Source organism: Caulobacter sp. GW821-FHT10C03 (genome assembly GCF_059415485.1).
Genome location: NZ_JBWKNI010000005.1, coordinates 1 through 12,817, shown reverse-complemented (window position 1 = coordinate 12,817; position 12,817 = coordinate 1). Strand labels below are relative to the sequence as shown.

General features: G+C 68.5%; 12 protein-coding genes. 9 read left to right on the top strand and 3 right to left on the bottom strand.

The window, feature by feature from the left end; all coding sequences use genetic code 11:
- Window positions 1–145: 145 nt before the first annotated feature.
- From rplM to argC, 3 genes are all read left to right on the top strand, one after another.
- A complete protein-coding gene (rplM, locus tag AC07NG_RS07645) occupies window positions 146–619 on the top strand; it encodes a 50S ribosomal protein L13 (RefSeq protein WP_110118255.1) in 474 nt (157 codons plus the stop codon).
- A gap of 3 nt (window positions 620–622) precedes the next feature.
- Window positions 623–1,096 carry a 30S ribosomal protein S9 gene (gene rpsI / locus AC07NG_RS07640; protein ID WP_487291104.1) on the top strand — a complete coding sequence of 158 codons (474 nt, stop codon included), beginning with the start codon at window positions 623–625 and terminating at the stop codon, window positions 1,094–1,096.
- A gap of 158 nt (window positions 1,097–1,254) precedes the next feature.
- Window positions 1,255–2,208, top strand: coding sequence for an N-acetyl-gamma-glutamyl-phosphate reductase (gene argC, locus AC07NG_RS07635; protein WP_492854616.1), 954 nt, complete (start codon window positions 1,255–1,257; stop codon window positions 2,206–2,208).
- A gap of 14 nt (window positions 2,209–2,222) precedes the next feature.
- On the opposite strand, the gene AC07NG_RS07630 is transcribed toward argC, so the two are convergent.
- The gene (locus tag AC07NG_RS07630) at window positions 2,223–2,678 is read right to left on the bottom strand and encodes a MarR family winged helix-turn-helix transcriptional regulator (RefSeq protein WP_494593081.1); all 456 of its coding nucleotides are present in this window, start codon (window positions 2,676–2,678) and stop codon (window positions 2,223–2,225) included.
- Window positions 2,679–2,759: 81 nt separating this feature from the next.
- On the opposite strand from AC07NG_RS07630, the gene AC07NG_RS07625 reads away from it, so the two are divergent.
- Complete coding sequence (locus AC07NG_RS07625) at window positions 2,760–4,235, top strand: FAD-dependent oxidoreductase (protein WP_494593080.1); 1,476 nt, start codon at window positions 2,760–2,762, stop codon at window positions 4,233–4,235.
- A 190-nt stretch (window positions 4,236–4,425) separates the two neighbouring features.
- Here AC07NG_RS07625 and AC07NG_RS07620 read toward each other — a convergent pair whose 3' ends face one another.
- Both AC07NG_RS07620 and phaC read right to left on the bottom strand, forming a co-directional pair.
- Complete coding sequence (locus tag AC07NG_RS07620; protein ID WP_494593078.1) at window positions 4,426–5,040, bottom strand: DUF1287 domain-containing protein; 615 nt, start codon at window positions 5,038–5,040, stop codon at window positions 4,426–4,428.
- A gap of 188 nt (window positions 5,041–5,228) precedes the next feature.
- Window positions 5,229–6,998 (bottom strand): class I poly(R)-hydroxyalkanoic acid synthase, encoded by a 1,770-nt coding sequence (gene phaC, locus AC07NG_RS07615; protein ID WP_494593494.1) that lies wholly within the window; start codon window positions 6,996–6,998, stop codon window positions 5,229–5,231.
- A 311-nt stretch (window positions 6,999–7,309) separates the two neighbouring features.
- Between phaC and AC07NG_RS07610 the strand changes: the two genes are divergently transcribed.
- The 5 genes from AC07NG_RS07610 (at window position 7,310) to AC07NG_RS07590 (ending at window position 12,635) form a co-directional block, all read left to right on the top strand.
- Window positions 7,310–7,756 carry a hypothetical protein gene (locus tag AC07NG_RS07610; RefSeq protein WP_492854612.1) on the top strand — a complete coding sequence of 149 codons (447 nt, stop codon included), beginning with the start codon at window positions 7,310–7,312 and terminating at the stop codon, window positions 7,754–7,756.
- A 107-nt stretch (window positions 7,757–7,863) separates the two neighbouring features.
- Window positions 7,864–9,084 carry an LL-diaminopimelate aminotransferase gene (locus tag AC07NG_RS07605; protein WP_487291097.1) on the top strand — a complete coding sequence of 407 codons (1,221 nt, stop codon included), beginning with the start codon at window positions 7,864–7,866 and terminating at the stop codon, window positions 9,082–9,084.
- Between the two features lie 138 nt (window positions 9,085–9,222).
- A complete protein-coding gene (locus AC07NG_RS07600) occupies window positions 9,223–10,512 on the top strand; it encodes a homoserine dehydrogenase (RefSeq protein WP_110118263.1) in 1,290 nt (429 codons plus the stop codon).
- 74 nt (window positions 10,513–10,586) lie between these two features.
- Window positions 10,587–11,537, top strand: a complete 951-nt coding sequence (glpX, locus tag AC07NG_RS07595; protein ID WP_487291096.1) for a class II fructose-bisphosphatase — start codon at window positions 10,587–10,589, stop codon at window positions 11,535–11,537.
- Window positions 11,538–11,657: 120 nt separating this feature from the next.
- Window positions 11,658–12,635 carry a class 1 fructose-bisphosphatase gene (locus AC07NG_RS07590; protein WP_494593075.1) on the top strand — a complete coding sequence of 326 codons (978 nt, stop codon included), beginning with the start codon at window positions 11,658–11,660 and terminating at the stop codon, window positions 12,633–12,635.
- The last annotated feature ends 182 nt before the right edge of the window (window positions 12,636–12,817 follow it).

Sequence of the window (12,817 nt, the reverse complement as noted above, 5' to 3'; positions counted from 1 at the left end):
GCGCAATCCCTTGCTCCGCAAGGCTTTCCGAACTTTCCTGCGCGCGCATTGTTGACAGGTGGCCAAGGCTTCGGTATCAGCCGCCCCTCACGCGGACGGAGCCGTTTCCTTGGCCCCCGACGCACAGGAATTACGGATCAATCCCATGCAAAAGACCACGGCTTCCCTGAAGCCCGCCGAGGTCGAGAAGAAGTGGATCGTGGTCGACGCCAAGGACGCCGTTGTCGGCCGTCTGGCGACGTTCATCGCCATGCGTCTTCGCGGCAAGCACCGTCCCGACTACACCCCGCACGTCGACTGCGGCGACTTCGTCGTCGTGATCAACGCCGACAAGGTGAAGTTCACCGGCAAGAAGCTGGACGACAAGGTTTACTATCGCCACACCGGTCACCCGGGCGGCATCAAGGAAACCACCCCGCGCAAGGTCCTGGAAGGTCGCTTCCCGGAACGCGTCCTGAACAAGGCCGTCGAGCGCATGCTGCCGAAGGAAAGCCCGCTGGCGCGCAAGCAACTGACGCACCTGCTGGTCTACGCCGACGCCGAGCACCCGCACCAAGCGCAGAACCCGGAAGTCATCGACTTCGCGGCGCGCAACGTCAAAAACACCCGGAGCGCCTAAGTCATGTCCGAAGCTCAAGGTTTTGACGCGCTGGCCAGCCTGTCCAGCAACCCCGTCGCGGCCGCTCCGGCCGAGCCCAAGATCGACGCCCAAGGCCGCGCCTACGCGACCGGCAAGCGCAAGAACGCCATCGCGCGCGTGTGGATCAAGCCGGGCACCGGCAAGATCACCGTCAACGGCCGTGACCAGGAAGTTTACTTCGCTCGTCCGGTGCTGCGCATGATGATCGCCCAGCCGCTGCAAGTGACCGAGCGCCTCGGCCAGTTCGACGTCGACGTCACCGTCGAAGGTTCGGGCCTGTCGGGTCAAGCTGGCGCCATCCGCCACGGCCTGTCCAAGGCCCTGACCTACTACGAACCGGCCCTGCGCCCGGTCCTGAAGCCGCACGGCTTCCTGACCCGCGACAGCCGCGTCGTCGAGCGTAAGAAGTACGGCAAGGCCAAGGCCCGCCGCAGCTTCCAGTTCTCGAAGCGCTAAGCGCGTCTATACGCGTTTGGAAGAGGGCGCTTCGGTCATCCGAAGCGCCCTTTTTCTTGCGATTTTCTCGGGTCCGCATGGCCCGAACGCGAGCGTCGGTCACACGGCGCTGCAAGACTGGGCCTGAGCACAGGCCGGCCCAGGTCGAGGAGTAGGCAATGGCGAACGCCCCCAAGGTCTTCATCGACGGCGAAGTCGGCACCACCGGCCTGCAGATTCGCGAGCGCCTGATCGGCCGCACCGATCTGCAGCTGATCTCGATCGATCCCGACAAGCGCAAGGACGCCGCCGCCCGCGCCGAGCTGCTCAACGCCGCCGACGCGGTGATCCTGTGCCTGCCCGACGACGCGGCCAAGGAAGCCGTCAGCCTGATCGAGAACCCGCTGGTCAAGGTGATCGACGCCTCCAGCGCCCACCGCACCAACGCCGACTGGACCTACGGCTTCCCCGAGCTCGACAGGGAACAGCGCAAGAAGATCGCCGGCGCCAAGCGGATCTCCAACCCCGGCTGCTACGCCACCGGCGCCATCGCCCTGACCCGTCCGCTGGTCTCGGCCGGCCTGCTGTCGTCCGACCTGCCGGTCTCGTTCAACGGCGTCTCCGGCTACACCGGCGGCGGCAAGGCGATGATCGCCGAGTTCGAGGACGAGACCTCGCCGACCTACACAAAGGTCGCCTACCGCATCTACGGCCTGTCGCTGACCCACAAGCACGTGCCCGAGATCCAGAAGCACGGCGGCCTGCTGACCCGTCCGATCTTCACCCCGGCCGTCGGCCGCTACGCGCAAGGCATGCTGGTCGAGCTGCCGCTGCATCTTGGCCTGCTGGAAGGCTCGTGCTCGCTGGGCGACATCCACGCCGCGCTCGCCGCCCACTACAAGGGCGAGGCCTTCGTCGAGGTCGCCTCGCTGGACGAGGCCAAGAGCCTGGCCACCCTCGACCCCGAGGGCCTGAACGGCACCAACCGCATCAAGCTCTTCGTCTTCGGCTCCGACACCAGCGGCCAGGCCCGCCTGGTGGCCCTGCTCGACAACCTGGGCAAGGGCGCCTCGGGCGCGGCCGTGCAGAACCTCAACCTGGCCCTGGGCCTGGACGAGAAGGCGGGGCTCTAGGAATTTCCCTCTCCCTATGGGAGAGGGGGCATGTCCACGTCGTTGATCCCGTCGGCCAGCTTGCGCATCAGCCGCACCAGATGGTCGACGTCCTCGGTGCTCCAGTCCTTGAACAACACCAGGGCCATGCGCGCCCGGGCCGCGTCGACGGCGTCGGTGGCGATCTTGCCCTGAGGCGTGATCACCGCCTCGCGCACCCGGCGGTCGGCCGCGCCGGCCTGACGTTTGACCAGATCCAGCTCCTCCAGCCGCGCCACCTGCCGGCTGACGGTGGAGTGGTCGCGCCCGACCCGGCCAGCCAGCTCGACCACGCCGATCGGCCCCAGCCGCTCGATCGAGACCAGTAGCGGAAACAGCGCCCGCTCCAGGGAAAGGCCGGCCGCCTCCAGCATGGCCGCGTCCCGCTCGGGCTCGTTCATCGCCCCGACCAGATCCATCATCGACCGGTGCAGCGAGGGCAGGGACTTCAAGATATGTGCATTTTGCACATTGTTTGTTGACATGCGGTGACCTCGAACGATTATGTGCATCATGCACATAATGAGGCCGACATGGAAGACCACAGCCCCATCGACGTCCTGATCTGCGGCGCGGGCGCCGCCGGCCTGACCCTCGCCATCGACCTGGCCCGCCGCGGCCTGTCGTTCCGCCTGGTCGACAAGCTGCCGGCCCCCTTCGCCGGTTCGCGCGGCAAGGGGATCCAGCCGCGCACCCTGGAAGTGTTCGAGGACCTGGGCGTCCTGACCGCCTTGCTGGCGGTCGGCGGACCCTATCCGCCCCAGCGCATCCACCGCGCCGACGGCGGCTGCGACGAGGTGCAGGAGATGGTCGTGGCCGCGCCCACGGCTCAGGAGCCCTATCGCACCCCGCTGATGGTCCCGCAGTTCGCCACCGAGGCGGTGCTGCGCGAGCGGCTGAACCAGATGGGCGGGGCGGTCGAATACGGTCGCGAACTGACGGGTTTCGACCAGCACGTAGGCCACGTCGTCGCCCGCCTGCAAGGGCCGTCCGGACCCGAGACGATCGCCTGCCGCTACCTGGTGGGTGGCGACGGCGGCCGCTCCTTCGTGCGCAAGGCGCTGGGCGTGGACTTTCCGGGCAAGACCCTCGGCGTACGCGCCATCGTCGCCGACGTGGTGCTGGAAGGCCTGAGCCGCGACGCCTGGCATCGCTTCAACGAGGGCGACATGGGCCGGCAGTACGCCCTGTGCCCGCTGGCCGGGACCGGTCTCTTCCAGCTACAGGCCCCGATCCCTCTTGAAGGCGAGGTCGATCTTGGCGCGGCCGGATTGCAGGCCTTCATCGAGGCGCGGACGCCGGGGACCGATCTGGTTATCCACGACGTCGTCTGGGCCTCGGCCTACGCCATGAACGCCCGGCTGGCCGACCGCTACCGCGTCGGGCGTGTGTTCCTGATCGGCGACGCCGCCCACATCCATCCGCCCACCGGCGGCCAGGGCCTGAACACCAGCGTGCAGGACGCCTACAATCTGGGCTGGAAGCTGGCGGCGGTGCTGGCCGGCGCGCCCGAGAGCCTGCTCGACACCTACGAGGAAGAGCGTCGCCCGATCGCGGCCGGCATGCTGGGCCTTGCGACCGATCTGCTAGAAAAGGCCCGGCGGGGCGACATGCGGCGCGGCCGCGAGGTGCACCAGCTGGACCTGGGCTACGAGGCCTCGTCCCTGTCCCTCGAGACGCCCGGACGCGAGGAGGGCCTGCTGGCCGGCGACCGCGCGCCGGACGCCGTCCTGCGCGATGCGGCGGGCGGGCCGGTGCGGCTATTCGAACTGACGGCTGGCCCGCACTGGACCCTGGTGGTGCAGGGCGCTGCTCCCATCGACCCGCGCGAGGGGCTGCGGATCGTGTCGGTCGGGGAGGGCGCCTTCGCCGATCCTGATGACGCCATGAGCCGCGTCTACGGTCTGGCCGATGGTGATCAAGTGCTGATCCGGCCGGATGGCTACGTGGCGGCGGTGGGAGTGGAGCGGCTAGAGGCGTATCTGAACCTCATGATCCCTCTCTCTTAGAGAGAGGGAGGGGCCCGCGCCGCAAGGCGTGGGAGGGTGAGAGGTTTCACCGCTGGCCGGAAGACCTCTTGCCCCCTCGGCCGGCGGCCCCGCCCGCGCTTCGTTCGGAAAGTTTGTTACCTCTCACCCTCCCACCGCTTCGCGGCGGGCCCCGCCCTCTCTCAAAGAGAGAGGGATCTGGTGGGGGCGCCTAAACCCGCCAGCGATAGTGCCCCGCCGGCTTGTGCAGCTTCAGCATCCACAGCGGCTCGTCCCGCGCGCCGGCGCCGATGTTGTGCACCACGCGGGGCCGGTCCGGTCCCTCGACCACCACGCCGATATGCGGGCGGCCGTTGCCGAACAGGCGCCAGGTGACGATGTCGCCGGGCTCGGGCTGGTCGAAGTCGTCGCCCGATCGCGCCGCCTGGCTGGCGGGCACGCGGGCGCCCTGGCGGTCGAGATAGGTCTCCAGGTTCAGCACCCGCCGATGGTCGATATTGGCGTCGGCGCTCTTCTGGCCCCAGGCGCGGCGGGCGGGATAGGCGGAGAAGGCGCGCACCATGTCGGTGTGCACCCGCTCCTGCAAATCGACGTTCCAGGCGTCGCGGGCGGCCCGCACCAGCACGTCGGCGCAGACGCCCGTGGTGCGCAGCACGTCGCCGTGCGGATAGCCGATCGCCCGGTAGCTGGGATCATAGTCGGTGGTCACCCCGACCTGGGCCCGAGCCGCCTTGGCCAGTCGCAGGCCGTCGCCACGGCTCGCCGCGCCCAGCCAGGGGGCGGCGGCCAGCAGGCCCAGCGCTGTGCGACGGTCGAACTCGAGCATGGCGGCAAGCTCCGCCGTGATCGGGGCGAGTTTTGGGCGAACGTGGGTCTTCAAGGTGGCGCCGCTGACCCCCTCCGGCCCTCCGGGCCACCTCCCCCAAAGGGGGAGGATCTAGGAGCGCCGCGCCAGATAGATGCTCCCCCTTTGGGGGAGCTGTCGCGGAGCGACTGAGGGGGAGCGCGAAGCGCTTAAGCCGCCGCGTTCGAGCGCACCCGCACGAAGCTGCCCGGGGCCTCCTCGAACGCCTTCAGCGGGCCCTTGGCTGGATCGCGGGCCGGGATCAGCTTGCCGGACTTGGCCTTCAGCCAGCCCGCCCAGTGCGGCCACCATGAGCCGGGGTGCTCCACCGCGCCCGACAGCCAGCCCTCGACCGAGCCGGGCAGGTGCTCGTTGGTCCAGTGCTGGTACTTTTTGGCGTCCGGGTGGTTGATCACGCCGGCGATGTGGCCCGAGCCGGCCATGGTGAAGGTCACCGGCCCGCCGAACGCCCGCGCCCCGCGATAGACGCTGCGATAGGGGGCGATGTGGTCGTCCCTGGACGACTGCACGTAGATCGGCGTCTTGACCTTCGACAGGTCCAACTGCTCCCCGCCCAGGCTCAGGCGGCCATGGGTCAGGTTGTTGTCCTTGTAGAAGTTGCGCAGGTAGAACAGGTGCAGCGATTTGGGCATCCGCGTCTGGTCGGCGTTCCAGAACAGCAGGTCGAACGGGCGCGGCTCCTTGCCCATCAGGTAGTTGTTGATGAAGAACGACCAGATCAGGTCGTTGCCGCGCAGGGCGTTGAAGGTGTCGGCCATCGACTGGCTGGGCAGGAAACCGCCTTCCTGGTCCATCCGCTGCTCGATCTCCTTCAGCCAGGCTTCGTCGGTGAACAGCAGCAGGTCGCCGGCCTCGGCGAAGTCCTGCTGGGCGGCGAAGAAGGTGGCCGAGTTGATCCGCTTGTCGCCGCGCGCGGCCATGTGGGCCATGCCGCAGGACAACAGCGTGCCGCCGATGCAGTAGCCGACGGTGTTGACCCGATCGACGCCGCACTGGGTCATCACCTGCTGGCTGGCGTCGTAGATGCCTTCGAGCATGTAGTCCTCGAAGGTCTTGGCGGCGAGCTGGCTGTCGGGATTGACCCACGAGGCCACGAACACCGTGAAGCCCTGGCCGGTCAGCCAGCGGATCATCGAGTTCTCGGGGCGCAGGTCCAGAATGTAGAACTTGTTGATCCAGGGCGGGAAGATCAGCAGCGGGATCTCGTACTGCTGCTCCGTGGTCGGATCGAACTGCAGCAGCTGCAGGATGTCGTTCTGGTAGACCACCTTGCCGGGCGCGGTGGCGACGTTCTCGCCGACCTTGAACTTGGCCAGGTCCGTCTGGCTGATGGCCAGCTGCCCGCCGCCGCGCTCCAGGTCGGCGGCGAAGTTTTCCATGCCGCGCTTGAGGCTTTCGCCGCCCGTCTGCATCACCTCGCGCAGGGCCGCGGGGTTGGAGATCAGGAAGTTCGACGGCGAGAAGGCGTCGGTCAGCATCTTGGTGAAGAACTCGACCCGGCGCTTGGACTGCGGATCGACGGTCTCGGCCTGGGCCACCAGCCCGTTCAGCCAGTTCGACGTCAGCAGGTAGGACTGCTTCATCATGTCGAACACCGGGTTGGTCACCCAGTCGGGGTCGGAAAAGCGCTTGTCGCCGTGGGCCGGGGCGACGACCGGCTTGGTCTCCTCGCCGACGGCGCGGCGGGCGGCCGACTGCCACAGCTCCATGTAGCCGTTGAAGAGGTCGGCCTGGGCGCGCAGCAGCCGGTCGGGCTGGGCCGCCAGGCTGCCGATCACCTCGTTGAGGGCCGGGCCGACGTGGAACGGGTCGGGCGACAGGGCCGCGGGCCGGTCGGCCTGGCGCAGCGCGGCCTCGGCGATCGCGCCCTGGGCGGTGACCGCCGCGCGGGCCAGGTTGGCCGACAGGGTCTCCATCATCCTGCGCTGCTCTTCGGTCAGCAGCGAGGCGATGTCGGGACCGGCGGAGAAGCCGGCGCCCGCTGATTCGGGCTTGGGGTCAGGCTGAGGCGGTGGAGGAGGGGGCTTTGGCGCGGCGGCGGGCTTCTTGGCGGCTGCGGCAGGGGCTTTTCTGGGCTTCGGCGGCGCCTTGGCGCTCTTGCCCGTGTCCTTGCCGGTGGTCCCGCCCTTTGCCATGCGCGTTCCTTCCGTCTGAATGTCGTCGATCGGCGGCCCGATTCTCGTTCGGCGCCTTCCGCTCGCCGCGATCATCGCATAAGACCTGAGACAAGATGAACGGCCAAACCGGTAAAATCGTACGTTACGGCGCCTCGCTGGCGGTCCTCGCGACCTTGCTGTCGGCGTGCGGCACGTCGCCGTTCACGCCGCCGCCGGTGGATCAGACCTCGCCGGTCGCCTCCGCCGCCGAGGCCGCGGCCCACCAGCGCGGCGTGCGGCCGAGCTTCGCCGAGATCCCGGCGATCCCGACCGACATCCCCAAGCCCGGCCAGTACAAGGCCCAGGTGCAGGAAGAGCTGGCGGCCGCCGCCCAGCTGAAGCGCGACACCGCGCCCGACACCTTCGCCCTGTCCGACACCGAAGGCTTCGCCGCCCGCGCCCAGCGCGCGGCGCGCGTTCCGCCGTCGGAGATTCCGACCGTCGCCGACCGTGCCGAGACCGAAGCCTTCGCCAAGGCTGCTCGTGGCCGAGCTACCCCGCCTCCGTCCAAGCCCCAATAGGGCGACGGAGGCATAATTTTCCTTGAACTGGCTTGGCTATACCCCGCTCGGGGTCTATCCATGCCCGACTTTTCGCTCCTGCAGCGCCAGAGGGCGCACGAGCCATCATGACCGCCGATTTTCATCGCATCCGCCGCCTGCCGCCCTACGTCTTCGAAGAGGTCAACCGCATCAAGGCCCGCCTGCGCGGCCAGGGCGTCGACATCATCGACTTCGGCATGGGCAACCCCGACATGCCCACGCCCCAGCACATCGTCGATAAGCTGGTCGAGACCTCGCGCGATCCGCGCTCGGGCCGCTACTCGGCCTCGAAGGGCATTCCGGGCCTGCGCAAGGCCATGGCCGGCTATTACGACCGCCGCTTCGGCGTGAAGCTGAACCCCGACACCGAGGTGATCTCGACCCTCGGCTCGAAGGAGGGCTTCGCCAACCTCGCCCAGGCCCTGACCGCCCCCGGCGACGTCATCATCTGTCCGAACCCGGCCTATCCGATCCACGCCTTCGGCTTCATCATGGCCGGCGGCGTCATCCGCCACGTGCCGGCCCTGAGCCCCGAGCAGTACCTGTCCAACATCAGCCGCGCGGTGAAGCACTCGGTGCCGCCGCCCTCCGTGCTGATCCTGTCCTACCCGTCCAACCCGACGGCCCAGACGGTGGATCTCGACTTCTACAAGGACGCCGTGGCGCTCGCGAAGAAGCACGACCTGCTGGTCATCAGCGACGTGGCCTATGGCGAGATCTATTTCGAGGACAACCCGCCGCCGTCGATCCTGCAGGTGGATGGCGCCAAGGACATCGCCGTCGAGGTCAACTCGCTGTCGAAGACCTACGCCATGGCCGGCTGGCGCGTGGGCATGGTGGTCGGCAACGCCCGCATCTGCGCGGCCCTGGCCCGCGTGAAGTCCTATCTCGACTACGGCGCCTATACGCCCGTGCAGGTGGCCGCCGCCGCCGCGCTCAACGGTCCGCAGGACTGCGTCGAGGAGATCCGCGGCATCTACAAGGGCCGCCGCGACACCCTGGTCTCGTCGATGAAGCGCGCCGGCTGGGACATCCCCAACCCGCCCGCCTCGATGTTCGCCTGGGCCAAGATCCCCCCGCAGTTCGAAGCCGCCGGCTCGATGCTGTTCTCGCGCCTGCTGATCGAGGAGGCCGGCGTCGCCGTCGCCCCCGGCATCGGCTTCGGCGAATACGGCGAGGGCTATGTCCGCATCGGCCTCGTCGAGAACGAGCACCGCATCAAGCAGGCCGCGCGCAACGTGAAGAAGTTCATCGCCAACGCCGACCAGATCCTCGCCAAGGCTCACAACAGCCTCGAACAGGGTTGAACCAACTCGCGAAATCCTCGCCCTTCGACAGGCTCGGGGTGAGGATTTCGACTGCCAAAGCCTGCAATAGCCCTCATCCTGAACTGTCGAAGGACGAGGGCGGCCCCCGGGGCCGACTGGAAGACTAGGAACCGCACCATGACTCAGAAAACCTGGCGCGTCGGCGTCGCCGGCCTCGGCACCGTAGGCGGCGGCCTCCTGCAGTTCCTGGCCGAACGCCCCGACTTCGCCCCGGCCGGCGACCGCGCCGTCGTCACCGCCGTCTCGGCCCGCTCCAAGTCGCGCCCGCGCACGATCGACATCTCGGGCCTGACCTGGTTCGACGATCCGGTCGCCCTGGCCAGCTCGCCCGACGTCGACCTGTTCGTCGAGCTGGTCGGCGGCAGCGACGGCCCGGCCAAGGCCGCGGTCGAGGCCGCCCTGAAGCTGGGCAAGCCCGTCGTCACCGCCAACAAGGCCCTGATCGCCGAGCACGGCGCCGAGCTGGCCGCCCTGGCCGAGGCCAACAACGTCCCGCTGCTGTTCGAAGCCGCCGTCATGGGCGGCACCCCGGCCGTGAAGATGCTGCGCGAGGCCATGGTCGGCGACGACGTCGTCTCGGTAGCCGGCATCCTCAACGGCACCTGCAACTACATCCTCTCCGAGATGGAGAAGACGGGCCGCGATTTCGGCGACGTGCTGCGCGAGGCCCAGGCGCTGGGCTACGCCGAGGCCGACCCGACCATGGACGTCGGCGGCTTCGACGCCGGCCACAAGATCACCATCCTGGCGGCTCTCGCCTTCGGCTGCGCCCCCGACTACGAGGCCGCCGAGATCGAGGGCATCAGCGAGGTCGAGCTGCTCGACATCAAGCTGGCCAAGGACCTGGGCTATCGCATCAAGCTCATCGCCGGCACCGCCAAGTCCGACGACGGCGTCTCGGTGAAAGTCCACCCGACCCTGATCCCGCTGACCCACCCGCTGGCCCAGGCCGGCGGCGCGCTCAACGCGCTGTTCATCGAGGGCAAGCGCATCGGCCGCATCTTCATCCAGGGTCCGGGCGCGGGCGCTGGCCCGACCGCCGCCGCCGTCGCCGCCGACATCGCCGACGTCATGACCAAGGCCGTCCGCCCGGTGTTCCAGGCCCCGGCCGGGGCGCTGGCGCCGTTCGTGCCGGTCGATCCGGCCCGCAGCGTCGGCAAGGCCTATCTGCGGATCATGGTCCGAGACGAGCCCGGCGCCATCGCCGCCATCTCCGAAACCCTGGCCGAATGCGGCGTCTCGATCGACGCCTTCCTGCAGAAGCCCGTCGAAGGGGCGGGCGGTGTGCCGATCGTGATCGTCACCCATGCGACTCCGGAATCGAAGCTTCTCGACGCGATTACACGCATCGAAAAACTGCAGGCCGTGCTAGAGCGTCCCCGTCTTCTGCGTGTCGCACGTAGCTAGAGGCCGCGAGCAACAAGCGGTCCAGGGTATGAAGACATTGGGAATTTAGCCTCGCCACGGGCTGGGAGACACTGATGAGTTCTAACACCCTGGACCGTTCTCTGGTCCTGGATGCGGTCCGCGTGACCGAAGCCGCCGCCATCGCGTCTTGGACCATGGTGGGCCGGGGTGACGAGATGGCCGCCGACCAGGCGGCCGTCGACGCCATGCGCAATGCGCTCAACGACCTGTCGATCGACGGCGAGATCGTCATCGGCGAGGGCGAGCGCGACGAAGCGCCCATGCTCTATATCGGCGAGAAGGTGGGCCGCGGCGGCCCCAAGGTCGACATCGCTCTCGACCCGCTGGAAGGCACCACCTTGACGGCCAAGGCCATGCCCAACGCGCTGGCCGTGATGGCTTGGGCGCCCAAGGGCACGCTGCTGAACGCCCCCGACACCTACATGGACAAGATCGCCTGCGGTCCGGGCTATCCGGCGGGCGTCATCGATCTGGACAAGTCGCCGGCCGAGAACGTCAAGGCGTTGGCTGAAGCGAAGGGCGTGGATCCCTCGCAGATCACCGTCTGCGTGCTCGACCGTCCGCGCCACACCGAGATCATCGCCGCCGTCCGCTCGGCCGGCGCGCGGGTCAATCTGATCACCGACGGCGATGTCGCCGGCGTCATCAACACCGCCGATCCGTCGACCGGCATCGACCTCTATCTCGGCTCCGGCGGCGCCCCCGAAGGGGTGCTGGCCTGCGCGGCCCTGAAGTGCGTGGGCGGACAGTTCCAGGGGCGCCTGGTGTTCCGCAACGCCGACGAGCGCGCCCGCGCTGCGCGCTGGGGCGTCACCGACTTCGACAAGAAGTACGATCTGCACGAGATCGTCCGCGCCGACGCCATCTTCGCGGCCACCGGCGTCACCTCCGGCGCCCTGCTGGACGGGGTGACCTTCAAGGACGGCTTCGTCCACACCCACAGCCTGGTGATGAATTCCTCGACCGGCGCCGTGCGCGAAGTGCGCATGAAGCGTCGGGTCTGAGGCTTATCGGGCCAGCTTTGATCGCTGGCCCGTTCCACCACGTAATACTGTCGTACTAGTCTGCGAGTCGGCTCGCAGCCGCGGCGCGCTTCGCCGCCTGTCCATTCGAGGCCCTTCCTGATGACCGCCCTGATCGATCTCGCCAGCCACCTCGCCGGCGATCCCTCCAGTCCCGCGGTCAAGACCGTCGTCGCCGACATCGCCGCCGCCTGCGCCCGCATCAGCCGTATCGTCGCCGGCGGGGCGATCCTGGGCAATCTCGGCGCGGCCGGGGTGACCAACGTCCAGGACGAGGAGCAGAAGAAGCTCGACATCCTGACCAACGACCTGCTGAGCGACGCCCTGAAGGCCTGCCAGCCGGTCGCGGGCCTGGCCTCCGAAGAGCTGGAAGAGATCGAGCCGACTGGCCGCCAGGGCGGCTTCCTCGTCACCTTCGATCCGCTCGACGGCTCCAGCAACATCGACGTCAACGTCTCGGTCGGCACCATCTTCTCGGTCCTGCCCGCGCCGGAAGGCCGCGAGCCGACCGAAGCCGACTTCCTGCAGCCGGGCCGTCACCAGGTCGCCGCCGGCTACGCCGTCTATGGCCCGCAGACCATGTTGGTCTTGACCCTGACCTCGGGCGTCGTCGGCTTCACCCTGTCGGCCGACGACCGGTGGCTGCTGACCCACGCCGCCCCGACCATCGCGCCCGACGCGGCCGAGTTCGCCATCAACATGTCGAACCAACGCCACTGGGCCGCGCCGATCCGCCGCTATGTCGACGGCTGCCTAGCCGGCAAGGAAGGCCCGCGGGGCAAGAACTTCAACATGCGCTGGGTGGCCTCGATGGTCGCCGACGTGCACCGCATCCTGATGCGCGGCGGCGTCTTCCTGTACCCGTGGGACGCCCGCGAGCCGACCAAGCCCGGCAAGCTGCGCCTGATGTACGAGGCCAACCCCATGGCCCTGATCGTCGAACGCGCCGGCGGCAAGGCCACCGACGGCGTCACCCCCATCCTCGACCTCGCCCCGACCAAGCTCCACCAGCGCGTCCCGGTGGTCCTCGGCTCGGCCAACGAAGTCGACGAAGTCGCCCGCGAGAGCGCCGCGGGCTGATCCCCGTTCCTTTTTCACCTCTCCCATAGGGAGAGGGAGGGGCCCACGCGAAGCGTGGGAGGGTGAGGGGGTAAACCGCCATCCCCGCGAAAGCTGCACAACTCGTCCCTCTCCCCTTGCGGGAGAGGGTGGCCTGCGAAGCAGGTCGGGTGAGGGGTCTCTCAGAACTCAAAGCTGCGTGC